Source organism: Rhizobium sp. SG2393, assembly GCF_042610495.1.
Classification (GTDB): domain Bacteria; phylum Pseudomonadota; class Alphaproteobacteria; order Rhizobiales; family Rhizobiaceae; genus RU20A.
This window is the reverse complement of the sequence record NZ_JBHGAP010000001.1, coordinates 112558-138004: the sequence shown is the minus strand read 5'-3', so window position 1 is coordinate 138004 and position 25447 is coordinate 112558. Positions and strand designations below refer to the sequence as shown.

Annotated in this window: 22 protein-coding genes and 1 pseudogene; 12 read left to right on the top strand and 11 right to left on the bottom strand. The window is 66.0% G+C overall.

What is annotated here, in order from left to right:
* The first annotated feature begins 13 nt into the window (after positions 1 to 13).
* Complete coding sequence (gene rplI / locus ACED18_RS00655; protein WP_377288025.1) at positions 14 to 589, top strand: 50S ribosomal protein L9; 576 nt, start codon at positions 14 to 16, stop codon at positions 587 to 589.
* Between the two features lie 301 nt (positions 590 to 890).
* The gene (locus ACED18_RS00650) at positions 891 to 2393 is read left to right on the top strand and encodes a replicative DNA helicase (protein WP_377288023.1); all 1503 of its coding nucleotides are present in this window, start codon (positions 891 to 893) and stop codon (positions 2391 to 2393) included.
* A 93-nt stretch (positions 2394 to 2486) separates the two neighbouring features.
* Here ACED18_RS00650 and ACED18_RS00645 read toward each other — a convergent pair whose 3' ends face one another.
* The 3 genes from ACED18_RS00645 to ACED18_RS00635 form a co-directional block, all read right to left on the bottom strand.
* Positions 2487 to 2804, bottom strand: coding sequence for an AzlD family protein (locus ACED18_RS00645; RefSeq protein WP_377288021.1), 318 nt, complete (start codon positions 2802 to 2804; stop codon positions 2487 to 2489).
* Positions 2801 to 3568, bottom strand: a complete 768-nt coding sequence (locus tag ACED18_RS00640; protein ID WP_377288019.1) for an AzlC family ABC transporter permease — start codon at positions 3566 to 3568, stop codon at positions 2801 to 2803. Before ACED18_RS00640 ends, ACED18_RS00645 begins: the two co-directional genes overlap by 4 nt.
* A gap of 457 nt (positions 3569 to 4025) precedes the next feature.
* Positions 4026 to 4883 carry an AraC family ligand binding domain-containing protein gene (locus tag ACED18_RS00635; RefSeq protein ID WP_377288017.1) on the bottom strand — a complete coding sequence of 286 codons (858 nt, stop codon included), beginning with the start codon at positions 4881 to 4883 and terminating at the stop codon, positions 4026 to 4028.
* Between the two features lie 82 nt (positions 4884 to 4965).
* Here ACED18_RS00635 and alr point away from each other — a divergent pair, with 82 nt between their 5' ends.
* The 4 genes from alr to radA all read left to right on the top strand — a co-directional run bounded on the left by alr (position 4966) and on the right by radA (position 8211).
* On the top strand, positions 4966 to 6126 hold the full coding sequence (gene alr, locus ACED18_RS00630) for an alanine racemase (RefSeq protein ID WP_377288015.1): 1161 nt from the start codon (positions 4966 to 4968) through the stop codon (positions 6124 to 6126).
* A gap of 101 nt (positions 6127 to 6227) precedes the next feature.
* Positions 6228 to 6485, top strand: a complete 258-nt coding sequence (locus ACED18_RS00625; RefSeq protein WP_377288013.1) for a type II toxin-antitoxin system ParD family antitoxin — start codon at positions 6228 to 6230, stop codon at positions 6483 to 6485.
* Positions 6482 to 6796: a type II toxin-antitoxin system RelE/ParE family toxin gene (locus tag ACED18_RS00620; RefSeq protein WP_377288011.1), complete on the top strand. Its 315-nt coding sequence runs from the start codon at positions 6482 to 6484 to the stop codon at positions 6794 to 6796. The genes ACED18_RS00625 and ACED18_RS00620 overlap by 4 nt, the downstream gene beginning before the upstream one ends.
* 14 nt (positions 6797 to 6810) lie before the next feature.
* Positions 6811 to 8211 carry a DNA repair protein RadA gene (gene radA, locus ACED18_RS00615; protein ID WP_377288009.1) on the top strand — a complete coding sequence of 467 codons (1401 nt, stop codon included), beginning with the start codon at positions 6811 to 6813 and terminating at the stop codon, positions 8209 to 8211.
* A 70-nt stretch (positions 8212 to 8281) separates the two neighbouring features.
* On the opposite strand, the gene ACED18_RS00610 is transcribed toward radA, so the two are convergent.
* On the bottom strand, positions 8282 to 8833 hold the full coding sequence (locus ACED18_RS00610) for a hypothetical protein (protein ID WP_377288007.1): 552 nt from the start codon (positions 8831 to 8833) through the stop codon (positions 8282 to 8284).
* Positions 8834 to 9208: 375 nt separating this feature from the next.
* Here ACED18_RS00610 and ACED18_RS00605 point away from each other — a divergent pair, with 375 nt between their 5' ends.
* From ACED18_RS00605 to ACED18_RS00590, 4 genes are all read left to right on the top strand, one after another.
* On the top strand, positions 9209 to 9805 hold the full coding sequence (locus tag ACED18_RS00605) for a CvpA family protein (RefSeq protein ID WP_377288005.1): 597 nt from the start codon (positions 9209 to 9211) through the stop codon (positions 9803 to 9805).
* 227 nt (positions 9806 to 10032) lie between these two features.
* Positions 10033 to 11520, top strand: a complete 1488-nt coding sequence (gene purF / locus ACED18_RS00600) for an amidophosphoribosyltransferase (protein ID WP_377288003.1) — start codon at positions 10033 to 10035, stop codon at positions 11518 to 11520.
* A gap of 69 nt (positions 11521 to 11589) precedes the next feature.
* Positions 11590 to 12333 (top strand): SDR family NAD(P)-dependent oxidoreductase, encoded by a 744-nt coding sequence (locus ACED18_RS00595; protein ID WP_377288001.1) that lies wholly within the window; start codon positions 11590 to 11592, stop codon positions 12331 to 12333.
* A gap of 5 nt (positions 12334 to 12338) precedes the next feature.
* Positions 12339 to 14126: an aconitase X gene (locus ACED18_RS00590; protein WP_377287999.1), complete on the top strand. Its 1788-nt coding sequence runs from the start codon at positions 12339 to 12341 to the stop codon at positions 14124 to 14126.
* Between the two features lie 53 nt (positions 14127 to 14179).
* On the opposite strand, the gene pssA is transcribed toward ACED18_RS00590, so the two are convergent.
* The 3 genes and pseudogenes from pssA to ACED18_RS00575 form a co-directional block, all read right to left on the bottom strand.
* Positions 14180 to 15055, bottom strand: a complete 876-nt coding sequence (gene pssA, locus ACED18_RS00585; RefSeq protein WP_377287997.1) for a CDP-diacylglycerol--serine O-phosphatidyltransferase — start codon at positions 15053 to 15055, stop codon at positions 14180 to 14182.
* 88 nt (positions 15056 to 15143) lie between these two features.
* A pseudogene (locus ACED18_RS00580) lies at positions 15144 to 15845 on the bottom strand (phosphatidylserine decarboxylase); the annotation flags it as partial.
* Between the two features lie 143 nt (positions 15846 to 15988).
* Positions 15989 to 17875, bottom strand: a complete 1887-nt coding sequence (locus ACED18_RS00575) for an ABCB family ABC transporter ATP-binding protein/permease (protein WP_377287995.1) — start codon at positions 17873 to 17875, stop codon at positions 15989 to 15991.
* Positions 17876 to 18113: 238 nt separating this feature from the next.
* Here ACED18_RS00575 and ACED18_RS00570 point away from each other — a divergent pair, with 238 nt between their 5' ends.
* Positions 18114 to 18290 (top strand): hypothetical protein, encoded by a 177-nt coding sequence (locus tag ACED18_RS00570; protein WP_377287993.1) that lies wholly within the window; start codon positions 18114 to 18116, stop codon positions 18288 to 18290.
* Between the two features lie 79 nt (positions 18291 to 18369).
* On the opposite strand, the gene ACED18_RS00565 is transcribed toward ACED18_RS00570, so the two are convergent.
* Positions 18370 to 20415 (bottom strand): LysM peptidoglycan-binding domain-containing protein, encoded by a 2046-nt coding sequence (locus ACED18_RS00565; protein ID WP_377287991.1) that lies wholly within the window; start codon positions 20413 to 20415, stop codon positions 18370 to 18372.
* A gap of 271 nt (positions 20416 to 20686) precedes the next feature.
* Here ACED18_RS00565 and ACED18_RS00560 point away from each other — a divergent pair, with 271 nt between their 5' ends.
* Positions 20687 to 21307: a TIGR00730 family Rossman fold protein gene (locus ACED18_RS00560; protein WP_377287989.1), complete on the top strand. Its 621-nt coding sequence runs from the start codon at positions 20687 to 20689 to the stop codon at positions 21305 to 21307.
* A gap of 42 nt (positions 21308 to 21349) precedes the next feature.
* Here ACED18_RS00560 and rarD read toward each other — a convergent pair whose 3' ends face one another.
* The 3 genes from rarD to pip form a co-directional block, all read right to left on the bottom strand.
* The gene (gene rarD / locus ACED18_RS00555; RefSeq protein ID WP_377287987.1) at positions 21350 to 22300 is read right to left on the bottom strand and encodes an EamA family transporter RarD; all 951 of its coding nucleotides are present in this window, start codon (positions 22298 to 22300) and stop codon (positions 21350 to 21352) included.
* A gap of 279 nt (positions 22301 to 22579) precedes the next feature.
* Positions 22580 to 24199: a citramalate synthase gene (gene cimA / locus ACED18_RS00550; RefSeq protein WP_377287985.1), complete on the bottom strand. Its 1620-nt coding sequence runs from the start codon at positions 24197 to 24199 to the stop codon at positions 22580 to 22582.
* Positions 24200 to 24468: 269 nt separating this feature from the next.
* Positions 24469 to 25428 (bottom strand): prolyl aminopeptidase, encoded by a 960-nt coding sequence (gene pip / locus ACED18_RS00545; protein ID WP_377287983.1) that lies wholly within the window; start codon positions 25426 to 25428, stop codon positions 24469 to 24471.
* Between the last annotated feature and the right edge of the window lie 19 nt (positions 25429 to 25447).

Below are 25447 nucleotides of genomic sequence, written 5' to 3'. Positions count from 1 at the left end.
AAAGGACAAATCCATGCACGTCATCCTGCTGGAACGTATCGCAAAGCTCGGCCAGATGGGCGAAACCGTCAAGGTTCGCGACGGCTACGCCCGCAACTACCTCCTGCCGCTCGGCAAGGCCCTGCGCTCCAACGAAGCCAACAAGAAGCGCTTCGAAAACGAGCGCGCCACGCTGGAGGCCCGCAACCTCGAGCGCAAGAGCGAAGCCCAGAAGGTCGCCGAGCAGCTCGAAGGCAAGTCCTTCATCATGGTTCGCGCCGCCGGCGAAACCGGCCAGCTCTACGGCTCGGTCGCTGCCCGTGACATCGTCGATGCGCTCGCCGCCGAAGGCTTCAACATCGGCCGCAACCAGGTCGAGCTCAACACCCCGATCAAGGCCATCGGCATCCACCAGGTCGTCCTGCACCTGCATGCCGAAGTCGAGCTGTCGGTCGAGATCAACGTTGCCCGTTCGGCCGAAGAAGCCGAGCGCCAGGCCCAGGGCGAAAACCTCACCTCCGCCGACGCCATCTACGGCGTGGACGAAGACGCCCTGAAGCCGGAAGACTTCTTCAACCCGGAAGCCGAATTCGACGCCGACGAGGAATAATCCTCGACGGCCTCTTCGGAAGGCTTTTGACGGAAGGCCCGGTGCAGCGATGCGCCGGGTCTTTTCGTTCTTGCGGAAATGGGCGGCTCTGCCTTGGCCGGAACGCCTTCGAATCGCCGCCGTGAGTCAATAGAATGCCCCCTCGATCACGATGATTCGTGCGCGGATCGCCTGTGGAAAAGCTGTATAGCCGGCTGGCCGGCAAAAGCATTTGACGCGCCCGGTGCGCGGGTTCAAACGAATATCCTTCTATCAGGCGGCCGGCTTCCCGAGCCGGCGCCCGGACGTTGCGAGAGAGACGATGAACGAAGCTGCCCGACGCATCACCCCTGCCCCGAAGGACCAGACGGACGTGCTCTACCGGGAAGCGCCGAGCAACATCGAGGCTGAGCAGGCGCTGCTGGGCGCCATCCTCGTCAACAACGACGCCTTCTACCGCGTGTCGGACTTCCTGAAGCCCGTGCATCTCTACGAGCCGCTGCACCGGCGCATCTACGAGGTGGCGGGCGACATCATCCGCATGGGCAAGACGGCCAACCCCGTCACCATCAAGACCTTCCTCAAGGCGGACGAGAAGGTGGGCGACCTCACCGTCGCGCAGTATCTGGCGCGTCTTGCCGCCGAGGCCGTGTCGATCATCAATGCGGAAGACTATGGCCGCGCCATCTATGACCTTGCGCTGCGCCGCTCGCTGATCACCATCGGCGAGGACATGGTCAACATCGCCTTCGACGCGCCGCTCGACATGCCGCCGCAGAGCCAGATCGAGGATGCCGAACGGCGGCTCTTCGAACTCGCCGAAACCGGCCGCTACGACGGCGGCTTCCAGTCCTTCTCCGACGCGGTGGCGCAGGCGGTGGACATGGCGGGGGCGGCCTTCGAGCGGGACGGCAATCTCTCGGGGATTTCCACCGGCATCGGCTCGCTCGATTCGAAGATGGGCGGCCTGCAGCGCTCGGACTTGATCGTGCTCGCCGGACGCCCCGGCATGGGCAAGACCTCGCTCGCCACCAACATCGCCTGGAACATTGCCGCGGCCTATGAGGGCGAGGTGCAGGCGGACGGTTCCTTCAAGGCCAAGAATGGCGGTGTCGTCGGTTTCTACTCGCTCGAAATGTCGTCCGAGCAGCTCGCCACCCGTATCATGTCGGAGCAGACGGAAGTCTCGTCCTCGAAGATCCGCCGCGGCGACATCAGCGAACATGAATTCGAGAAGCTGGTCGGCTTCTCCCAGACCATGCAGAAGGTGCCGCTCTATATCGACCAGACCGGTGGTATCTCGATCGCGCAGCTTTCGGCCCGTGCACGGCGCCTGAAGCGCCAGCGCGGCCTCGATTGCCTGGTGGTGGACTATATCCAGCTCATGACCGGTTCGGGCAAATCCGGCGAGAACCGCGTGCAGGAAATCACCCAGATCACCACGGGTCTGAAGGCGCTCGGCAAGGAACTCAACGTTCCCATCATCGCGCTCTCACAGCTGTCGCGCGCGGTGGAAAACCGCGAGGACAAGCGCCCGCAGCTCTCCGACCTTCGCGAATCGGGCTCGATCGAGCAGGACGCCGACGTGGTGCTCTTCGTGTTCCGCGAGGAATATTACGTGAAGAACCTCGAGCCGCGTGACGAGTTCGACCCGAAATACGAAGAGTGGAAGATGCAGTTCGAGAAGGTGAAGGGCACGGCCGACGTGATCATCGCCAAGCAGCGTCACGGGCCGACCGGCACGGTGAAGCTCGCCTTCCAGTCGGAATTCACCCGCTTTGCGGATCTCGCCGACCCGAGCTTCACGCAGTACGAGGAACATTGATCGCGGCGGGCCCGGCCCGCTCTCCTCCAGTCGTTCGACGGCGCGGAAACCGGGTGGGGTTTTCGCGCCGTTTTGCTTTCCGGATGGATGACGTCAGAGGCCGGCGGCGCGCAGCCCCACGACCGTGCCGATGCCGAGGGCGACGCTCGGCAGCAGGCTGAGGCGCTGCGCGGCGAGCACGGTGACGAGGCAGGCGGCGCTTTCGGCCGCACCCGTTGCGAGCGCGGTCGGCGTGACGACGGCCGTCAGCACCGCGGCGGGGATGGCCTCCAGCATGCGCCGGGTGCGCCCCGTCGGCGTCATCAGCCGGATGAGCAGCAGCCCGCCATAGCGGGTGGCGAGTGTCGCCAGCGCCATGGCGAGAATGGCGGCGAGCGTGGCCGGATCGACCTGCAGGGCGGCGGCGTTCATGCACGATCTCCTGCCGCGATGCTTGCCGAGACGGTATCGCCTTCAGCCTCATCCGTCGCGAGCGCTGCCGCCGCGAGGCCGGCCAGCGCACCGGCCAGGATGAACCAGACGCCCGGCAAGAGCCAGTGGACGAGCAGGGCGGCCGCCGCGCTGGCAAGGACGACGGCGCCCGCGCCGCGCCCTTTGCAGAAACCCGAGACGAGCACGATGAAAACGGCCGGAAAGGCGAAATCGAGCCCGAGTGCCGCGGGATCGCCGATGGCCGCGCCCAGCAGCGCGCCGGTGGCCGTTGCGGCCAGCCAGGTGGCATAGATCGACAGCGCCGCGCCGAAATACCAGGCGGGCGTCAGGGATGCGGCCGGATCGCGCCCGCCGTCACGTGCCCGCCTTTCGGCCAGTGCCCAGGCCTCGTCGGTGAGGAAGGGCATGGCGGCGAGGCGCTGCAGGGGCTTGAAACGGCCGAGCTTTCCCGCCATCGACGCCCCCATCAGCACATGGCGCAGGTTGACCAGCAAGGCGGCGAGACCGAGCGCCGCAGCACTTGCCGGATGCGTCCACATATCCATGGCCACGAACTGTGCGCCGCCGGCAAAGACGAGGCCGCTCATGAGCAGCGCTTCAGTCACCGACAGCCCCTTGGCCACCGCCACCGCCCCATAGACCGTGCCGATCGGCACCATCGCGATCATCAGTGGCAGGGCGGTGCGGATGCCGGAAAGGGCCTGGCTGGCCGGAGACGGTGGGCGCGGTCGCGGGGCATGCATGGGGGGATCCTGATGTCGGATGATGGTGCGGTATGGGATAGGGATGTTTCCGGTGCCGGTCTTGAACGGAAGTGATCGGGTGTGGGGTGAGATGGGGCTGTGGTGGGGCACGGTGGCCGGGTTCGGGGTGTCGGGGCCTTGGGTTGCGGGGCTTGGCTGGCGGAGCGGGGTGGCGGAGCGTTGTGGATTACGGCGGACGGGCCCCCTCATTCGCCCTTCGGGCACCTTCTCCCCCTCGGGGAGAAGGGATGGGTGGTCGTGGTGGACGGTGGTGGTCTGGTTCGACGGAGGCGATTTGATCTCGGCGGCCAGCGGGGTCCGGCCTTCTCCCCTCGGGGAGAAGGTGGCGGCAGCCGGATGAGGGGGACGAGCGGGTTCACCGGCGGCCGGAACGGCGCGTCGACTGCGACACCTGCTGCATGGTGGTGGGGCATGACCGCAACGACGGCCGTCTCCCCTACCGCGCCCGGAACTGCCCCGGCGTGATCCCCGTCCGGGCCTTGAAGTGGCGGGTGAAATGGGCCTGGTCGGCGAAGCCGCAGTCGGCGGCGACCTCGGCAGGGGCCGCGCCATCGCGCAGGAACTGGCGGGCGCGGCGGATGCGCAGGTCGGTCAGGAAGGCATGCGGCGTAATGTGGAATTCGCGGCGGAAGGCGCGGATGAGGTGGGCACGGGAGACACCGGAAACGCGCGCGAGATCCTCAAGGCCGACATCCTCATCCCAGTGCGCGGCGAGATAATCGCGGGCGCGGGCAGCCGCAGTCGGCTCGCGGCTGCCGAGAGGGGTGACGATCATGCGGCCGTGACGCGCAAAGAGCGCGGCCATCACCCGGAACATGCCCTCCTGCGCCTCGAGCGCGCCGGCCGGCTCTTCCATGCGCCGGTGCGCGACGTGGAATGCGCTCGCAAGGTCGGGATCGGCGAGCATGCTGGCGCGAAAGCTCGGCGTGCCCTTCGCATGACGCCCGGTCACATCCTCCAGCACCTCTGCCAGCAGGGCGGCATCGGGATAGACCATGCGGTAGCGATAGCCCTCCCCGCCCGGCGCGCCGTCATGCACGGCGCCGGGATCGATGAGATAAAGATGGCCCGGCCCGGTCTCCTCCCGCCGGCCGCCGATGGTGGAGATCTGCGAGCCGTTCTCGATCGCGCCGATCGAGAAGGTGTCGTGGGTGTGGGGGGCGTATTCGTGGGTCAGGAAGGTCGCGCTCAGGCACTCCATGCCGGAAAAGCGGGCATCGCGCCAGAAGCGCGCCCGCTCCGCCGCCGACAGCGGCATTTCCTCCATCGCATGTTCCTGCGAGACATTGTGCATGGCACAAGATATAGGCGCGCGCCGGCTTTGCGTCTTGAACAAAAGTGATAGGGTCGGCGCAACCAGACGAAGGACATGCCCTATGCCGCGCGACACGATGCACACCGCCGAAGACGACCTCTTCGAAAGCGCCTCTAACCGGCTGACCATCGATCTTTCGGCGCTTGTGGCGAACTGGCAGACCATGGGTCGCCTCTCCGGCAAGGCTTCCGCCGCCGCGGTGCTGAAGGCCGACGCCTATGGCACGGGAATCGAGGATGCGGCGATTGCGCTCTACGAGGCCGGCGCGCGGGACTTCTTCGTCGCCAATGCCGAAGAAGGCGCCGGGCTTCGCCCCTTCGTGCCGGACGGACGCATCTACATTCTCGCCGGCATGTGGCCGGGCAATGAGGCGCTGTTCTTCGACAATGACCTCGTGCCGATCGTCAATTCCGAAGAGCAGCTCGCGGTCTATATGTCGGCGATCTCCGAGCGGGGCGATCACCCCTGCGTGCTGCACGTGGATACGGGCATGAACCGGCTCGGCCTTTCCGTGGACGAGGCGCTGGCGCTCGCTCATGATCCGGCCCGGCCCGCAAGCTTTTCGCCGGTGCTGGTCATGAGCCACCTGGCGGCGGCCGATTCGCCGGACCATCCGCTCAATGCCCGCCAACTCGCCGCCTTTCGGGCGGTATCGGCGGCCTACGAGGGTATTCCGGCGAGCCTTGCCAATTCGGCCGGCATTCATCTCGGCCCCGACTATCACTTCGACCTCACCCGCCCCGGCATCGCCACCTATGGCGGCGAATGCGTCAACGACGTGGCGAACCCGATGCGGCCTGTCGTCACCGCCGAGGCCCGGATCGTGCAGGTGCGGCAGGCAAAGGCGGGCGAGACGGCGAGCTATGGCGCGACCGCCGTGCTGGCGCGCGACACGGTGATTGCGATTGCCTCGGTGGGTTATGCCGACGGCTATCTGCGTGCGCAATCGGCCACTGGCGTGCCGCTACGCCAGACCGGCATTGGCGGCGGCGTGGGGTTCCTGCATGGGCAACGGGTGCCGGTTCTCGGCCGGGTCACCATGGACCTGACGCTGTTCGACGTGACCGATCTGCCGGCGGGAAGCGTCAGGGCCGGCGATTATATCGAGCTCTTCGGCAGCAATATCCGTGTCGATGATGCGGCGCGCGCCGCCGGTACGATCGGCTACGAGATGCTGACCAGCCTCGGGCTGCGCTATGAGCGGCGCTATATCGAGGGGTAAGCCGCCCCTCGCCCTCGCGCGCCGCGATCTCTCCGATGCAGAAAATCCCTCTGGCCTCGTGCGACATCCTGCGCTATAACGAGAACAAAAGGAGATCATACATGGATGAGATCCATCTGAGCGAGGAAGACCGGGCCTTCGTCGAGGCCGAGGTGAAGGCGGGGCGCTACGTCTCGGCCGAGGATGTGGTGCGGGCGGGACTGAGCTTGCTGCAGACCGTATCACCGGAGGGGATGGATGATCTGCGCCGCCTGATCAGCGCGGGCGACAGGGATTTCGACGCTGGAGACTTCGCGACGTTCAGTTCTGCGGACATGCTGAAGGCTGACATTCTCGCGCGGACGAAGACGCTGTCGTGAGCGATGCAGACTGGCGCCTGACGATCTCGGCGCATGCTCTTGCCGATCTGGCCGCTTTGTATGACCACATTGCCGCAGAAGATCCCGCTGCCGCCGAACGGCTTCTGGACCAGATGATTGCCAAGATGGACTGGATGCCGAAGGCGAAGTTTCGCGGTGTGTCGCGTGACTGGATTTCGCCGGGACTGCGCGCACTGCCCTTCAAGGGGCGCTGCATCTATTTCCGCCTTGTCGGGACAGAGATCCGCGTCATCCGTGTGCTGCACGGACGCCAGGATATTTCCCAGCCCCTTTTCCCGAACGACGACTGAGACCCCTTCCCGCGATGGCCAAGCTGCGTACCCAATTCATCTGCCAGAACTGTGGAACCGTGCATGCCCGCTGGGTGGGCAAGTGCGAGGGATGCGGGGCTTGGAACACGATCATCGAGGAGGATCCGACGGCCGGCATCGGCGGCGGCCCCGGCAAGACGCCGAAGAAGGGCCGGCCCGTGGCGCTGACGACGCTGTCGGGCGAAACGGAGGATGCGCCGCGCATCGAGACCGGCATTTCCGAACTCGACCGCGTCACCGGCGGGGGCTTCGTGCGCGGGTCTGCGGTGCTGATCGGCGGCGATCCCGGCATCGGCAAATCGACCGTGCTGATGCAGGCGGCAGCCGCGCTGGCGCGGCGCGGCAACCGCATCATCTATGTCTCCGGCGAAGAGGCGGTGGCGCAGGTCAGGTTGCGCGCGCAGCGTCTGGGCGCAGCCGATACCGATGTGCTGCTGGCGGCGGAAACCAATGTGGAAGACATTCTCGCAACGCTTTCCGACGGCAATCGGCCGGACCTCGTCATCATCGATTCCATCCAGACGCTGTGGAGCGATATCGTCGACTCCGCGCCCGGCACGGTGACGCAAGTGCGCACCGGGGTGCAGGCCATGATCCGCTTTGCCAAGCAGACGGGCTCGGCCGTGGTGCTCGTGGGACATGTGACGAAGGAGGGACAGATCGCCGGCCCGCGCGTCGTGGAGCACATGGTGGATGCCGTGCTCTATTTCGAGGGCGACCGCGGCCATCACTACCGCATCCTGCGCACGGTAAAGAACCGCTTCGGGCCGACCGACGAGATCGGCGTCTTCGAAATGTCCGACAAGGGCCTGCGCGAGGTCACCAACCCCTCCGAACTCTTTCTCGGGGAGCGCAACGCATCGGCGCCAGGCGCTGCGGTCTTTGCGGGCATGGAAGGCACGCGGCCTGTTCTGGTCGAGGTACAGGCGCTGGTGGCGCCGACATCGCTCGGCACGCCGCGCCGCGCCGTGGTCGGCTGGGATTCGGCACGGCTGTCGATGATTCTGGCCGTTCTCGAGGCCCATTGCGGCGTGCGGCTCGGCCAGCATGATGTCTATCTGAACGTCGCAGGGGGCTATCGCATCACGGAGCCGGCCGCCGACCTCGCCGTTGCCGCCGCGCTCGTCTCCTCGCTTGCCGGCATCGCGCTGCCGCATGATGCCGTCTATTTCGGCGAGGTCAGCCTGTCGGGTGCCATCCGGCCCGTGTCGCATACGGGGCTTCGGCTGAAGGAGGCCGAGAAGCTCGGTTTCGGCGCCGCCGTCCTGCCGGAAAAATCCGCCGACATGCCGAAGGCCGGCGGGCTTGCGGTTGGCGAGATGGAAGGACTGCCGGATCTCGTCGCGCGCATCGCCGGATCGCGCGGCGCGCTGCAGCCGGCAGAGGACGCGTAGAGCCCGGGCCAGAGTGCACGGGGCATAGGGTCAACGCCCGATCAGGATAGGGTTTTGACCTCAGGGCGCGTCATGCGGTGACAAGCAAACCGGTCAGCGGATCGACGGCGACGGTGCCGCAGGGCTCGTAGGAGCCGACGACGCGAACGTCCGCATCAGCCTTCGCGAGCTGGCGGAAGAAGGCTCGCGCTGCCTCATGGGCGTGGGTGTGGGCGCCGAGACCGGCGTGATGGATGATGTCGTCCAGTTCGTCCAACCGGTCGGCGATGGCTGCCGCATGCCGGGTCCGGAACATTCCGCCGGGCACTGTCAGCAGGACGAGGATCCAGAGTGGGTCCTCCGGCAGGTCGTCCCAGAAACCGGCGCGTTCCTCGGCGGTCGGCTGTTTCCAGTCGGGATCGAGAATGCGGGCCTCAAGAAAGGGAAGGCTCTCGATGGTGGCGAGCGCGGCATTGGCGGCGTCGGCGTGGGTGACCGGGCGCCGGACATAGTCATAGTCGACGGGCGCCCCGATCATCTCGGCGACCAGGGTCCGCCAGAGCCGGAAATGCCGCTCCTTGCCGCGCAGCCAGGACGGTTCGGTGAAGCCTTCAATCCAGGGATGTTCGGCGCTGGAGTTCATCCGGAATTCGCTCTTCTCGCCGGTCGGCGGCCATGGTCGTTTGAGGCCGCGAGCATGCCGCGCCCTCCTTTCGGCCTCAAGGGGTGCGGGGCATCTGCCCAGACATGGTGGCCTCGGCCCGCGCGTCGATTGCGGTGAAGGATCGTGTCACGGGCGTGCCCGGTGCAAGGCTGCGCATTGGTGAACGCAATCGCTTCCAACGCCAAACAAACGTGTCGCGCCGTCTTAGGACTTGCAAAAACGGTGAAAAGCGTGTTCACGAAGCGACGATTGAAAGACGCCCCGGCCGGATTGATATATAGGCTCTGATGCAGGCCTCGCGATTTCAGGCGAGGCGCGCTTTCGCAGCAGGCCTTCGTTCAAAATAGGATCGACATGCCCACCATCACCATCCTCGACGGTATCGTGCTCGGCGTTTCGCTGTTTTCGGCGATCCTTGCCATGGTGCGCGGTTTTTCGCGCGAGGTGCTGTCCGTCGCAAGCTGGGTCGGCGCTGCCGCCGCGGCCTATTTCCTCTATCCCTACCTCCTGCCCTTCGCCAAGCAGTACACGACGAGCGACAATGTCGCGCTCGCCGGCTCGGCGGCGGCGATCTTCCTCGTGGCGCTGATCGTGATCTCGATCATCACCATGCGGATTGCCGATTTCATCATCGACAGCCGCATCGGCGCGCTGGACCGCACGCTCGGCTTCCTCTTCGGCGCGGCGCGCGGCCTGCTGCTCGTCGTCGTCGCCATGCTGTTCTTCAACTGGCTGGTGGCGCCCGCCCAGCAGCCGGACTGGGTCACGAACGCAAAGTCCAAGCCGCTGATCGACAATCTCGGCGGAAAGCTGATCGCGCTGCTGCCGGAAAATGCCGATGCGACGATCCTCGACCGCCTGCGCGGCAAGGCGCCTGCAACCGGCAGCGAGACGGAGGCAGCGCCCGCCGAACAGGCGCCGGCCACCGACCAGCCGGCCACCAGCAACTGACGGCACGCCGTCGCCAAAGGCCCGCATTAGCGGGCCTTCATGATTTCGGACGAAAGAGACTGCCCGGACCGCCGGGCGGCGAAGCAATTTTCGAAGACTGTCGCGGCTTTGCCGGGCGGCGATTTCGGAAGGGGATGGCGATTTGCCTGTCGGCTGACGGGCGCGCGATCCATGGATGGTGAAACAGGCGTTCGGCGCGACGCATTCGCGCCCACAAAGGCAAAGCGATGAGCGAGCTTGGCAATTGCGATTTTCGCGAGATCTTGGACGGCGATGCGCTGCATGAGGAATGCGGCGTCTTCGGCATTCTCGGACATCCGGACGGCGCGACCCTGACGGCGCTCGGCCTGCATGCGCTGCAGCATCGCGGCCAGGAAGCGGCCGGCATCGTCACCTTCGACGGCCGGCAGTTCCACACCGAAAAGCGCATGGGCCTTGTGGGCGACCACTACACCGACCCCGCCACGCTCGCCAAGCTTCCCGGCTACATCGCCATCGGCCACACGCGTTACTCCACGACAGGCGAGGTGGCGCTGCGCAACGTGCAGCCGCTGTTTGCCGAACTGGAGGAAGGCGGCATCGCCATTGCGCACAACGGCAATTTCACCAACGGCCTGACGCTGCGCCGGCAGATCATCGCGACCGGCGCAATCTGTCAGTCGACGTCGGATACCGAAGTCGTGCTGCACCTCATCGCCCGCTCGCGCCATTCCTCCACCGCCGATCGCTTCATCGATGCGATCCGGCAGATGGAAGGCGGCTATTCCATGCTCGCCATGACGCGCACCAAGCTGATCGCGGCGCGCGACCCGATCGGCATCCGGCCGCTCGTGATGGGCGATCTCGACGGCAAGCCGATCTTCGCCTCCGAGACCTGCGCGCTTGACATCATCGGCGCGAAGTTCGTGCGCGACGTGGAGAACGGCGAAGTGATCATCTGCGAGATCCAGCCGGACGGCTCGATCAGCATCGATGCGCGCCGCCCCGCCAAGCCGAAGCCCGAGCGTCTCTGCCTGTTCGAATATGTCTATTTCGCCCGTCCCGATTCGGTCGTCGGCGGCCGCAACGTCTACACGACGCGCAAGAACATGGGGATGAATCTGGCCGCCGAGTCGCCGGTTGCAGGCGACGTCGTGGTGCCCGTTCCCGATGGCGGCACGCCGGCGGCTGTCGGCTATGCGCAGCAGAGCGGCATTCCCTTCGAGTACGGCATCATCCGCAACCATTATGTTGGCCGCACCTTCATCGAGCCGACGCAGCAGATCCGCGCCTTCGGCGTCAAGCTCAAGCATTCGGCCAACCGCGCCATCATTGAGGGCAAGCGGGTCATTCTGGTCGATGATTCCATCGTGCGCGGCACGACATCGCTGAAGATCGTGCAGATGATGCGCGATGCGGGTGCGAAGGAAGTGCATCTGCGCGTTGCCAGCCCGATGATCTTCCATCCGGATTTCTACGGCATCGACACCCCTGACGCCGACAAGCTGATCGCCAACCAGTATGCCGGCGTCGAAGCCATGGCGAAGTTCATCGGCGTCGATACGCTGGCGTTCCTCACGATCGACGGGCTCTACCGCGCCGTGGGCGGCAAGCCGCGCGATCCGGCCAATCCGGAATTTACCGATCACTATTTCACCGGCGACTATCCGACCCGTCTCCTAGACAAGGAAGGCGAAAAGATGGGCCGCAAGGTTTCGATGCTGGTGAGCGGCTGAGGCACCGGCCTCCTCGGATGCCGCGGGCGGGAGGCGCGCGGCGCCGTCATCTTCACATGAGCGAACCGAATGACTGTTGACCTTTCCGGGCGCATCGCCCTCGTGACCGGCGCCTCGCGCGGGATCGGCTATTTCACTGCGCTGGCGCTCGCCAAGGCGGGGGCGCAGGTGATCGCCTGCGCGCGCACCGTTGGCGGGCTCGAGGAGCTCGATGATGCGATCAAGGCGGCCGGTGGCCTGCCGGCAACGCTGGTGCCCTTCGATCTGGCCGATATGACCGCGATCGACCGGCTCGGCGGCGCAATCAACGAGCGCTGGGGCCGGCTCGACATTCTCGTCGCCAATGCCGGCGTGCTCGGCACGATCTCGCCGATCGGCCATGTCGAGGCAAAGGTTTTCGAGAAGGTGATGACGGTGAACGTGACGGCCACATGGCGGCTGATCCGCTCCATCGACCCCTTGATCACACAGTCCGACCAGGGCCGCGCGCTGATCCTGTCATCGAGTGCCGCGCACAAGTGCAAGCCGTTCTGGGGCCCCTACTCCGCCTCGAAGGCCGCCGTGGAAGCGCTGGCCCGCACTTGGGCCGGCGAAAGCCAGCGGCTGCCGCTGCGCGTCATCAGCGTCGATCCCGGCGCCACCCGCACCGCCATGCGGGCGCAGGCCGTGCCCGGCGAAGACCCGGCGACTTTGCCGCATCCGTCAGAGGTGGCGGAAGCGATGCTGCCGCTCTGCGGGCCCGCGCTCACCGAAACCGGCAAGATCTTCCTCGCGCGCGAGCGCAGAATTGTGGATTATCGCCTGCCGGAGTGAGGCCCATGCGCACCCTGCCCCCTGCCGGCCAGTCCTTACCTTGCCTTTCCGGCCGGGTTCTGGTTCCCGGCTCTGCCTCGGGCCGGGTGGTGGCGAGCGGCACGGAGCTGAGCTTCTGGGGCGGTGTCGATCCGGCCTCGGGTCTTATCATCGACCAGCATCATCCGCTCAACGGCCAGTCGCTGGTCGGCGCCATCCTTGTCCTTCCCGGCGGTCGCGGCTCCTGCACCGGCAGCGCCGTCATGCTGGAACTGCTGATGGCAGGGCACGGTCCGGCTGGCCTCGTGCTGGCAAGGCCCGACGAGATCCTGACGCTCGGCGTCATCGTGGCGCGGGAACTGTTCGGCGTGTCCATTCCCGTCGTGGTGCTGGACGAGACCGGGTTCGCAGCCGCGAAGGCGGCCGGACAGATCCGCCTTTCGGACGGGCAGGTCTGGAGGGATGAGGGCTCTATCCCAGGGGCGGAGGAAGCGACAGGCAGCTCCGCCCATACGGCCGGCCAGATCACTGACGGCATCGACCTCAGCCCGACGGACGAGGCCCTGCTCTCCGGCGCACATGGCGAAGCGGCGGCCGTCGCGATGCGGATCGTGCTGCAGATGGCGGCGCTGACCGGCGCGACGCGGCTGATCGATGTCACCCGCGCCCATATCGATGGCTGCATCTATACCGGGCCCGGCATGCTGGCCTTTGCGGAGCGGCTGCAGGCGCTCGGCGGCAAGGTCGCGGTGCCGACGACGCTCAACGCCATCTCCGTCGATGCGCGGCGCTGGCGCGCTCAAGGCATCGATGCGGCGCTCGGCGAACCCGCCGCAAGGCTTGGCGAGACCTATGCGGCCCTGGGAGCACGGCCGACCTACACCTGCGCGCCCTACCTCGCCGACGCCATCCCCGCCGTCGGCGAGCAGATCGCCTGGGCGGAAAGCAACGCCGTCGTCTACGCCAACAGCGTGCTCGGCGCGCGGACGATGAAATATCCCGACTTTCTCGATGCCTGCATCGCGCTGACCGGGCGTGCGCCCGACGCCGGCTGTCACCGGGACGAGGGACGCCGGGCGGTGATGGAGGTCGTCTTTCCGTCGTTTGCAGGGATCGACGATTCCTTCTTTCCGCTGGCGGGCTATCTGACCGGCCTTATTGCCGGCAATCGCATTCCGGTGGTGAGCGGACTGGCGCACTACGCGCCGGACCGGGACGCGCTGAAAGCCTTCGGCGCGGCCTTTGCCACCTCATCCAGCGCGCCGATGTTCCATATTGCGGGCGTGACGCCGGAAGCCATGGGCGGATCGGAAGCAGACGCTGTTGCCAAGGCTGCGGGCGGACGCCCCGTTACAGCCCTCGGCATCGTTACCGAAGTCGTCAGAAACTGCTGGTGGGACCTCAATCTCGCCGAGGGCGAGACGGTGGACCTCGTCTCCATCGGCAATCCGCATGCCTCGCTGGAGGAGATCGCGGTGCTTGCCGGACTTGTCGCCGGCCGGCGCAAACATGCCGATGTCGCCTTCGTCATTACCTGCGGACGGACCATCGAGGCTCAAGCGGAAGGCGCCGGCCATCTGGCGGCGCTGCGCGCGTATGGGGCAGAGATCGTGACGGACACCTGCTGGTGCATGGTCACCGAACCGATTATTCCGCCGAAAGCGCGGGTGATCCTCACAAATTCTGGCAAATTTGCCCATTACGGCCCGGGATTGACCGGACGTGCGTTCCGTTTTGCGGGGCTCGCGGCCTGTGTGGAGGCGGCATGCAGCGGGCGAGCACCGCGGGAGATGCCGGAGTGGCTATCGGCTTGAGAGCCATTTCCGCACTCAGCGATCGCAGAAACTTCCCTGCGAAAACGTAATCCTCAACCCTCGTCGCGCTTTTCACCGGGCAGGAAGTCGCCTTCAGGCGACAGGCTGTTGTCGGCGTGGACGTGGTGGCCCGGCCAGTTGCCGTATTTCTTCTGCCAGGAGCGGGCGCCGAAGGGCAGCGTGCAGAGGTAGAGGACGGCGGTCAGCACCATGGTTTCCCAGGTGAAGCTCATCAGCGTGGCGACGTAGAGCACGACGGCGAGCATGATGGGCAGGACGAGGTCGCGGCGCACGCGACTGCCTTCGGATTTGCCGGACCAGACCGGCAGGCGGCTGACGAGCAGGAAGGCGACGAAGATCGTGTAGAGGGCAGAGAGGATGCCGAAGGTGCGGTCCGGCGCAACGCCGAGCAGGCCGACATAGACCGGCAGCAGCACCAGCATGGCGCCGGCCGGCGCGGGCACGCCGACGAAATACTCGCTCTGCCAGGCGGCCTTCACGTCGCGTTCGGCCATGACATTGAAGCGTGCCAGACGCAGGCCGGCGGCGATTGCAAAGACCAGCGCCGCGATCCAGCCGAAGGAACGGGCCTGATCGAGAATGAAGACATAGAGGACGAGCGCGGGTGCAACGCCGAAATTGACGATATCCGCCAGCGAATCCATCTGCGCGCCGAATTTCGAGGTCGCCTTCATGAGGCGCGCCACACGGCCGTCGATGCCATCGAGGAAGGCGGCGAGCAGCACCATGGCCACGGCAAGCTCGATACGGTTTTCGAAGGCGAGGCGCACGCCTGTCAGGCCCGCACAGATGGCGAGCACGGTGATGAGGTTCGGCACGATCAGCCGGACCGGGATTTCGCGCAGGCGGGGGCCGCGCGCCTCATCATTGGGGCCGTTCGGTTCGAAGGGGGGGAAGGGCGTTTCCATTTCGGATCTCCGGTTCCGGCCCCGGCGGTGGCCGGCGGCAAGGCATGCGATTTCTAGGAGGCGGCGGCCTGTCCGGTCGGCGCCCGGATCATCCGCGGCGGCTGAGCGTCGCGCCCTTGGCCGAGCCGAATTCGGCGAGCACCGTCTCGCCGGCGATTGCGGTCTGGCCGAGGCTGACGCGAGCCTCTGCGCCCTTAGGCAAGAAGACGTCGAGGCGCGAGCCGAAACGGATCAGGCCGAAGCGCTCGCCCGCCTCCAGCCGCTCGCCGACGCTCGACCAGCAGATGATGCGGCGGGCAACGAGGCCGGCGATCTGGACGACGCCGATCTCGCCGTGGCTCGTCTCGATCACCAGGCCGTTGCGCTCGTTATCGTGGCTGGCCTTGTCGAGTTCGGCATTGACGAACTGGCCTTCGCGATAGGCGATCTGGCGGATCGTGCCGCGCATGGGCGCGCGGTTCACATGGCAGTTGAACACGTTCATGAAGACGGTGATGCGTAGCATGGGCTCCGCGCCAAGGCCGAGCTCGACCGGCGGCAGGACATGGGCAATCGAGGAGACACGGCCGTCGGCGGGGCTGATGACGAGATCGTCGTCGAGGGGCGTCAGGCGGATGGGATCGCGGAAGAAATAGGCGCACCAGGCGGTGAGCAGAAAGCCGATCCACATCAGCGGCGTCCAGAGCAGGCCGAGCAGCAGCGAGACGACGAAGAAGATGGCGATGAAGGGATATCCGGCCTTGTGCACAGGCACCAGCGTGTTGCGCACCGTTTTCACCAAGCTCATTCCATCGTCCTTGTCTTCTGTAACGGCAGGGTCGGCCGTTCGCGGTTAAAGCCCCGGAGGGGCCAGTTTGTTCCGGGCGAAGCTGTAGCCCGAATGCCCGGGACGGGCAACGCTTTCCGCCGCCCCTGCCCCCGTGCGCCGCCCCGTCAGAGCGCAGGCCTGCCTCTGACGACGATGCCGAGATCGTCTTCTTCCTGCACCTGTTTCAGCTTTTCTTCTGCCTGCACGGCCTCGCGCTGGCGGTTCCACATGGAGGCGTAGAGGCCGTTCCGCTCGATCAATTCGCCGTGCGTGCCCCGTTCGGCGATCTGCCCGTCCTTCAGGACGATGATTTCGTCGGCATGGATGACGGTGGAAAGGCGGTGGGCGATGACGAGCGTCGTGCGGTTCTGCGAGACGACGTCGAGGGCCGCCTGGATTTCCTGCTCCGTGCGGGTGTCGAGCGCCGAGGTCGCCTCGTCGAGGACGAGGATGGGCGGGCTCTTGAGGATCGTGCGGGCAATCGCCACACGCTGTTTCTCGCCACCCGAGAGTTTCAGGCCGCGTTCGCCGACCATGCTCTTGAAGCCTTGCGGCAAAGCGCGGATGAAGCCGGCGATCTGGGCGATCTCGGCGGCGGCCTCGACTTCCTGTTCGCTGGCGCTGGGGCGACCGTAACGGATGTTGTAGGCGATCGTATCGTTGAAGAGCACGGTGTCCTGCGGGACCATGCCGATGACGGCGCGCAGGCTCTGCTGGGTGACGGCGCGCACATCCTGCCCGTCGATGGTGATAGCGCCGCCCTGCACGTCGTAGAAGCGGTAGAGGAGGCGCGAGAGCGTCGATTTGCCGGCACCCGACGGGCCGACGACGGCGACCGTCTTGCCGGCCGGCACCTCGAAGCTGATGCCCTTCAGGATGGGGCGGGCCGCATCATAGGCGAAGTGCACGTCCTTGAAGGCGATGGCGCCCCTGGCGATCGCAAGGGGCTTCGCATCCGGGCTGTCGACGACCTCGGCCTCCACTTCCAGAAGCTCGAACATCGTCTCGATATCGGTGAGCCCCTGGCGGATTTCGCGGTAGACGAAGCCGATGAAGTTCAGCGGAATGGCGAGCTGGATCAGCATGGAATTGACGAAGACGAAATCGCCGAGCGTCTGCTCGCCGCGCTGGACGGCAAGTGCGGACATGACCATCATCACCGCCGTACCGGCGCCGAAGATCATCGCCTGGCCGAAGTTCAGCCAGCCGAGCGAGGTCCAGACTTCCGTCGCGGCCTTCTCGTAGCGCGCCATGGACTGGTCGAAGCGGCGGGCCTCCATCTCCTCATTGCCGAAATACTTCACCGTCTCGAAGTTCAGGAGCGAGTCGATCGCCTTGGTGTTGGCGTCGGTGTCGCTGTCGTTCATGGAGCGGCGGATGGCGATGCGCCAGTCGCTGGCTCTCACCGTGAACCAGATGTAGACAGCGACCGTCACGGCCGTGACGGCGAGATAGCTGAAGCCGTATCCGCGCCAGAAGATGATGGCTGTGAGCAGGAACTCGATCAGCGTCGGGATGGAATTGAGAATGGTGAAGCGGACGATGGTCTCGATGCCCTTGGTGCCGCGCTCGATGATGCGCGAGAGACCTCCGGTGCGCCGCTCCAGATGGAAGCGCAGCGACAGGCGGTGCATGTGCACGAAGGTGCGGTAGGCCAGCTGGCGCACGGCATATTGCCCGACGCTGGCAAAGAGCGCGTCACGTAGCTGGTTCAACCCGGCCTGCACCAGGCGGGCGACATTGTAGGCGATGACCAGCGCGATGGCGCCGGTGGCCGCGAGCGGCAGGAAGCCCAGCGCATCCGGCTTGCCGTTCAGCGCATCCGTCGCCCATTTGAAGAAATAGGGAACGAGGATGAGGACGACCTTGGCGACCACGAGGATGATAGTGGCCCAGACCACGCGCATCTTCAGGTCGGCCCGCTCGGACGGCCACATATAGGGCCAGAGATTGCGCAGCGTGCCGAGCGGATTGGCCGCATCGGCTGAAATCGTCTTCTTGGGGGGCGTCACGGGCAAACCTGCGGGAAGCGTGGAAAGGATGAAGGGATGCGGCAGGCGGGGCCGTGAGGCGCGCGCGGGCGCGCTTGCTAGATAGGCTCTCCGGCAAGGGCACGCAAGTGTAAGCGGCCGCCTTGGGAAGCTGCCGGCGGCCTGTTCCGGAGGAAACAGCATGGCCCCGGAGAAGATGCGATTGTCGGGTCACTGGATGAGACGGGCTCATCCAAACCAGATCAAGGGACCTCACATCATGCGCAAGATCGTTCTTTCCGCCGCCATCGCCGCTGCCGCCGCTCTCTCCTTCGCCGCCCCCTCGCAAGCCGGCTATTACTCCTACGACTACCAGCCCACCTGCTTCATCAAGAAGATCAAGACCTACGACTACTACGGCAACCTCGTCATCAAGAAGATCAAGGTCTGCAAGTAAGCGCAGCACGCGCCCAAATGCAAAACGGCCCGGGGGGGGGTTCCTTCCGGGCCGTTGCGTTTCGTGGCTGGCACCGCGCTTACTTGCGGATGTGCTCGCGGTGGATTTCCTCGGCTTCCGCATCGGGCAGCGACTTGTCCGGAACGCCGAAGACCTGGCCGGGCAGGATGCGGTCGGGATCCTCGATCTGCGCCTTGTTGGCAAGATAGATCGTCGTGTAGCGCACGCCGGCGCCATAGACGCGGCGGGAGATCTGCCAGAGCGTATCGCCGCGGCGGATGATGACGGACGACTTCGACTGCTGCAGCGGCGCCTGCTGGATCGTCTGGGGCTCGGCACCGGTGGCCGCGGCCTGGCCGCCGGCGGTGGCGGGTGCCGTCGCGGTCTCGGCCGAGGCCGGCGGCGTTGCCGTTGCACCGGCAGGCGCCGTGGCCGTCGCGCCAGCAGCGGGTGCCGACTGGGCAGCGGTGCTGCCGCCTGTCTGTGCCTGCGTGGTGGACGGGGTTGCAGACTGGCTGACGGCCGGAGCGGCGGTCTGTGGCGTCGGCTCGCCGCTGTTCGGCGCAAGCACGGCTGCAATTGCCTGCTCGATGGACGGCAGGCCGGCGGCCACGGCAGCGGCATCCTGCGGGAGCGCGCGCAGCTTGGCGAGGGCTTCCGCGGCAGCCTTTGCGCTGCGGGCGATCAGGGCCTGACCTTCCGGATTGGCGGTATCGGCCGTCTTGAAATCAGCCAGCGAACCGAGCGCGATTTCCGTGGCCGAGCGGGCCGCGGCCAGCTCTTCCACGTTCGGCGTGGCACCATTCGCGAAGAGACCCTTCAACAGTCCGAAGGCCTTGGTGACCTGCGAGCGGAGACCATCGAAGCTGCCGCCGGCAAGCGGGGCCATGGCGGCGCCCGGCGTCTGGCTGGCACCGGCAACGGCTGCGACCTGATCGCCTTCCGGACGATCGAAGGGAACGGCGGCGCGAAGCTCCACCTTGGCTCCATCGGGGCTCAGCATGTCGGCACGGATCGTGTGATTGCCGACCGAAAGCGCGATACGGCCATCGACGACGAAATTGCCCGTCTCGTCGGCCGGCGCGGACCCGACCAGCTGATCATCAGCATAGACGCGAACGGTGGCGCCGGGCTTGGCCTTGCCGGCCACGAAGAGGCGGTCACCTTCGATCTCGACGGCGGCAACCTGGAGGGCGGCCGGTTCGTTGCCGGCCGCGGCCGGGGCGGTTGCAGTGGGCGCCGCCGTCTGTCCGGAGGCCGGCGTGGACGACTGGCTGGCATCGGCGGACTGCGCGGCGCCGGCCGCCGGGGCCTGCGTTGCCTCAGCCGTGGTGGTGGCCGCGGAAGTCGCAGACGGCACGGCCTTGGCGGCACCGGCTTCGGGCGTGGTGATCAGGCGGCTCGCCTCACCCGGCCTCGAGACCATGGCCAGAAGCTTGCTCTTGTCTTCCGCGGGAACAGAGACCGTCGCGACCTCATCGGAACGGCTCTCCTTGCCGGCCTTGTCGGTGGCGGCGATCACAAGCTGATAATCACCGGGCGCGAGCGGCTCGTTGAGGATGGCGACGAACTCGCCGGAAGGACCGGCATCGGCGGTCGCGAGCACCTTGTCGCCGCTGAGGATGCGGATCGTCGTGTTGGGCGCGGCGCGGCCCGCAATCACGGTCGCGCCATCGGGTTCGACGCGCAGCACGTCGAAGGTGGGCGTACCGGCAGCCGCCTCGGGCGATGCGGTCGGTGTTGCAGCGCCACTCGTGGCAGCCGTCTCGGCGGCCGTGGAAGCAGCAGGGGTCGCATCAGCCGGCTTGGCCGTCTCGCTTGCGGTGGGGGCCGGCGCGGTCGTGGAGCCTGATGCGCTATCGGCGGGCTTTGCAACGTCGCTGGCTGCATCGGCGCCTGGCCGGTCGGTCTTGGTGGTCGTCGCTGCCGCATCACCGGCAGGCGGCGTCGCTGCAGCATCCGTCGTCGTGGCGGCGGACGGTGTCGTCGTCGTTTCGCTCGCCGGCGTATCCTGCGCGATGGGCGCGTTGGGTGACTCCCAGTTCGGAACGACAAAGAAAACCATCAGCAGGATCGCGACCGCGAGGACGCCAATGGCCAGAACGGCCGCCATGTTCTTTTGCATGCCCATTCTCCAGCCGGCCTCTGCCGGACCTTCTCAGCCCCCCGGCCGCCGCCCCCAAGGCAATGGCCGCACGGGGCCTGCAAACCCCTTGATCCGGTCGACATGCGAAAAGCATGCCCGTTGCCCCCGATCCTGATCGAAAAGAGCTAACGATTTCCGACGCTTTTCACAAGCTTTTCCGCCTATTCGCAGGAATTCCCACGCGTTTTTGCGTCATCTTCGCCACCGTATGGCTTGACGCCCGGCAACAGGCGCGGCCACCCTGACCGTCATGAGTGACACGACCCTTCCGATTCGATCCGTCTGCGTCTATTGCGGCTCCCAGCCCGGACGTTCTTCCTCCTATGTCGAGGCCGGCCGGGCGCTCGGCCGTTCGATGGCGGAAAACCACCTGCAACTCATCTATGGCGGCGGCACGCGCGGCATTATGGGCGCTGTGGCAAGCGGGGTGCTGTCGGCCGGCGGACGCGTCACCGGCATCATTCCTGAATTCCTGATCGACATGGAAGCAACGCGCCACTCGCTCGGCCAGTTGTCCGAACTCATCGTCACCCCGGACATGCATGCCCGCAAGCACAAGATGTTCGAGCGCGCCGATGCCTTCGTCACCCTTCCGGGCGGCATCGGAACGCTGGAAGAGATCGTTGAGATCATGACATGGGCGCAGCTCGGCCGGCACCGCAAGCCGATGGTCTTTGCCAATATCGGCGGGTTCTGGGATCCAATGCTGAAGCTCATTCGCCACATGGCCGACGAAGGCTTCATCCACCACGCCGACCTCGTCCAGCCGATCGTGGTCGATGAGGCGGAGGCGATCGTGCCCGCCATTCTCCAACACTGGGCCGGCAAGGTGGACCGCGAGGGCGAAGGCCGCATCATCGACAAGCTGTAAGCGGCGCGGCCGCGCCTCGTCCCCGCCGCCTCCGCGGAGATCTCAGCCGCTTTTCGGCTCTACGATGGCCGATGCGGCCGCCCGGCGGGCCCGCGCCGAGCGCAGCATGGAGCCGGTGTAGAGAAACAGCGCGACCCAGATCAGCGCGAAGGCCACCAGCTTGCCGGGTCCGAAGGGCTCCTTGAAAACGAAGACGGCCGTCAGGAAGATCATGGTGGGCGCGATGTACTGCATGATGCCGATGGTGGAGAGCTTCAGCAGCTTGGCGGCGTTGGCATAGATCATCAGCGGGACGGCGGTGACGATGCCGCAGGCCAGCAGAAGCAGGAGATCGGCGGTACCGGTGTCGCCGAAATGGCCCTGCCCGCTCGTTTCAAGATAGAGGATATAGCCGAGCGCCGGCAGGCTGAGCAGCATCACTTCAAGGAAGAAACCCTGGTTGGGGCCGACAGGCAGCGTCTTGCGCAGGAAGGCGTAGAAGGCCCAGGAGACGCACAGTCCGACAGAGACCCACGGCACACCGCCAGCCTCGATGGCGAGCAGGACGACCGCAAGGCCGGCTAGCGCGATGGCGATCCACTGCGTCCGCTCCAGCCTCTCCTTGAGCAGGATGGAGCCGAGGAAGATCGAAAAGAGCGGGTTGATGTAATAGCCGAGCGCCGTCTCGATGGCGCGGCCGGCGCCGATCGCCCAGACATAGATGCCCCAGTTGATCGTGATCAGGCAGGCCGTTACCGCCGCCATGGCCAGCATGCGCGGTGTCTTCAGCGCCTTCACGACATCCGCGGTCCGGCCGAGCCAGATCAGCACGGCTCCGGCAATCGGCAATGACCAGACGATGCGGTGGGCGACCACCTCCGTCGCTGGAATATGGCCGACCGCCTTCATGAAGAAGGGCAGGAAGCCCCACAGAAGATAGGCCGTCAGCGCATAAAGGAAGCCGGCAAGCGAATCGCCGCTGTCTGCCGGTGCCGGAGCGGCCTGTTCCGCCATGATGTTTCATCCCGTCGCATTGTGATTTTTGCGGCGGGTGTAACGCATGGGCCGTGAATGGGCCAATTCATTTCGTTGAATGGTGGATCAGCTTGTCTTCGGCCAGGTGCCGGCGGGCCATTCCCGGGCGGTATGAATGACGCGCAGAATGACAATGCGCTCCTTCCCGGCATCGTTTCCCGAGGGCGCCTGCTGCACGGCATAGGCAAGAACATAGGGAAGACCGACTATGGATTTCTCGAACGTTCCCGGTACGCGTGGACGGTGCCGACCGCCCCCCTACTCCGCCGCCGCGGCCTTGCCCGCCTCGCCCCGCACCTTGAGAAGCTTGTAGACGATACTGTCCATCAGTGCCTGGAAGGAGGCGTCGATGATGTTGTCGGAGACGCCGACGGTCCACCAGCGGGCGCCGGTGGCGTCGGTGGATTCGATCAGCACGCGGGTGATGGCTTCCGTGCCGCCGTTGAGGATACGGACCTTGTAGTCGGCAAGCTCAAGATCGGCGATTTCGGATTGGTAGCGGCCGAGATCCTTGCGCAGCGCGAGATCGAGCGCGTTGACGGGGCCGTGCCCTTCCGCGACGTTCATCATGGTCTCGCCATCGACCACGACCTTCACTACGGCTTCCGACACGGTCTTCAGATTGCCGACCGCATCGTAGCGGCGCTCGACCATGACGCGGAAGCTTTCCACATGGAAGAAATCCGACACGGAGCCGAGGGTGCGCTGGGCGAGCAGCGCGAAGCTCGCATCCGCGCCCTCATAGGCATAGCCGGTGGCCTCGCGCTCCTTGACGATCTGGATCAGCCGGTCGAGCTTCGGATCGTCCTTGGCGACCGCGATGCCGCGCAGCTTCAGCGCATTGATGAAATTGGCCTTGCCGCCCTGGTCCGACACCATGACCTTGCGCAGGTTGCCCACACTTTCGGGCTCCACATGCTCGTAGGTCCGCGGGTCCTTCAGCAGCGCGGAGGCATGGATGCCGGCCTTGGTGGCAAAGGCGGAGGCGCCGACATAGGGCGCCTGATGATCGGGCGAGCGGTTGAGCAGCTCGTCAAAGGCATGCGACAGACGGGTGAGGCCCGTCAGGCGCTCGGCATCGATGCCGATTTCGAAGCGGTCCTTGTAGGCGCTCTTCAGCGCCAGCGTCGGGATGATGGTCACGAGGTTGGCATTGCCGCAGCGCTCGCCGATGCCGTTCAGCGTGCCCTGGATCTGGCGGACACCGGCTTCCACTGCAGCCAGCGAATTGGCGACCGCCTGTCCCGTATCGTTGTGCGCGTGAATGCCGAGATTGGCGCCGGGCACGCCGGCCGCAATCACCGCCGCGACGATGTCGCGGATTTCAGGCGGCTGCGTGCCGCCATTGGTGTCGCAGAGCACCACCCAGCGGGCGCCGGCGGCGAAGGCCTCCTTCGCGCAGGCCAGCGCATAATCGGGATTGGCCTTGTAACCATCAAAGAAATGCTCGCAATCGACCATGGCCTCGCGGCCGGAAGCGACGACCGCCTCGACGGAGGCGCGGATGGATTCGAGATTTTCCGCGTTGGAACAGCCGAGCGCGACGCGCACATGGTAGTCCCAGCTTTTGGCAACCAGACAGATCGCATCCGCCCGCGCCGCCAGCAGCGCCGTCAGGCCGGGATCGTTGGAGGCGGACACACCGGCGCGCTTCGTCATGCCGAAGGCGACGAACCGGGCGCGGCCGGTGCGCTTCTTCGCAAAGAAGGCCGTATCGGTGGGGTTCGCGCCGGGATAGCCGCCCTCGACATAGTCCATGCCGACCTCGTCCAGCATGGCCGCAATCGCAATCTTGTCTTCCACGGAGAAATCGATGCCGGGTGTCTGCTGCCCGTCCCGAAGCGTGGTGTCGAAGAGGTGGATGCGTTCTCTGGTCATGGTGTTCCCTCCCTGGGAACGTGTCGGCTTTTCGTATCACGTGACGGACGTTGTTTCCGTCAAGTCATTATCGGCGGCGGTGGAGGGTGGCATACCCCCCTCTGCCCTGCCGGGCATCTCCCCCGCAAGGGGGGAGATCACCTGGAGCGCTGTCCCCGTCCTAAACTGCGGCCGCTTCAGGAGCGAAGGTCAGGCCACCTGCGGATCTCCCCCCTTGCGGGGGAGATGCCCGGCAGGGCAGAGGGGGGTGTGCAGCGATCTCGATCGCCTCAGCTCTTCCCCGCAAATGTGTCCGTCGCGTAGATCAGCCGATCCAGAATGCCGGGTTCGGAATAGGCATGTCCGGCGCCCTCGATCAAGTAAAACTCGGCATCGGGCCAGGCCTTGTGCAGCGCCCAGGCATATTTTGCGGGACACGGCATGTCGTAGCGGCCGTGGACAATGACGCCGGGGATGCCGGCGAGCTTGTGGGCGTCGCGCAAAAGCTGTCCCTCCTCCAGCCAGCCGGCATTGACGAAGAAGTGGTTTTCGATGCGGGCGAAGGCGTAGGCGAACTCGTCCTCGCCGAAGCGGTCGCTGGTGGAAGGCTCCGGCAGGAGCGTGATCGTCTCGCCCTCCCAGACGCTCCAGCTCAGCGCGGCCGCGAGCCGCGTCGCCTTGTCGGGGCTCGTCAGGCGGCGGTGATAGGCGTGCATCATCTCGTGGCGTTCTTCCGGCGGAATGGGCGCGATGAAGCGTTCCCACTTGTCGGGGAACATTTCGCTGACGCCGAACTGATAGTACCAGTCGAGCTCGGCCCGGGTCAGCGTATAGATGCCGCGCACCACGAGTTCGGATACCCGCTCGGGATAGGTTTCGGCATAGGCGAGCGCCAGCGTCGAGCCCCAAGAGCCGCCAAAGACCAGCCATTTTTCGGCACCGGCCATTTCGCGCAGACGCTCGATATCGGCCACGAGGTGCCAGGTGGTGTTGGCCTCAAGCGCCGCATGCGGCGTGGACTTGCCGCAGCCGCGCTGGTCGAAGAGCATCACGTCGTAAAGGGCGGGATCGAAGAGACGGCGGTGGCTGGGCGAGATCGTGCCGCCCGGACCGCCATGCAGGAAGACGGCCGGCTTGGCGCCCGGCGTGCCGACGCGCTCCCAATAGATGACATGGCCATCGCCGACATCCAGGTGGCCGGAGGCGTAGGGCTCGATTTCCGGATAGAGGGTGCGAAGCGTCTCGGTCATGCTCGTGTCTTTCAAGGCT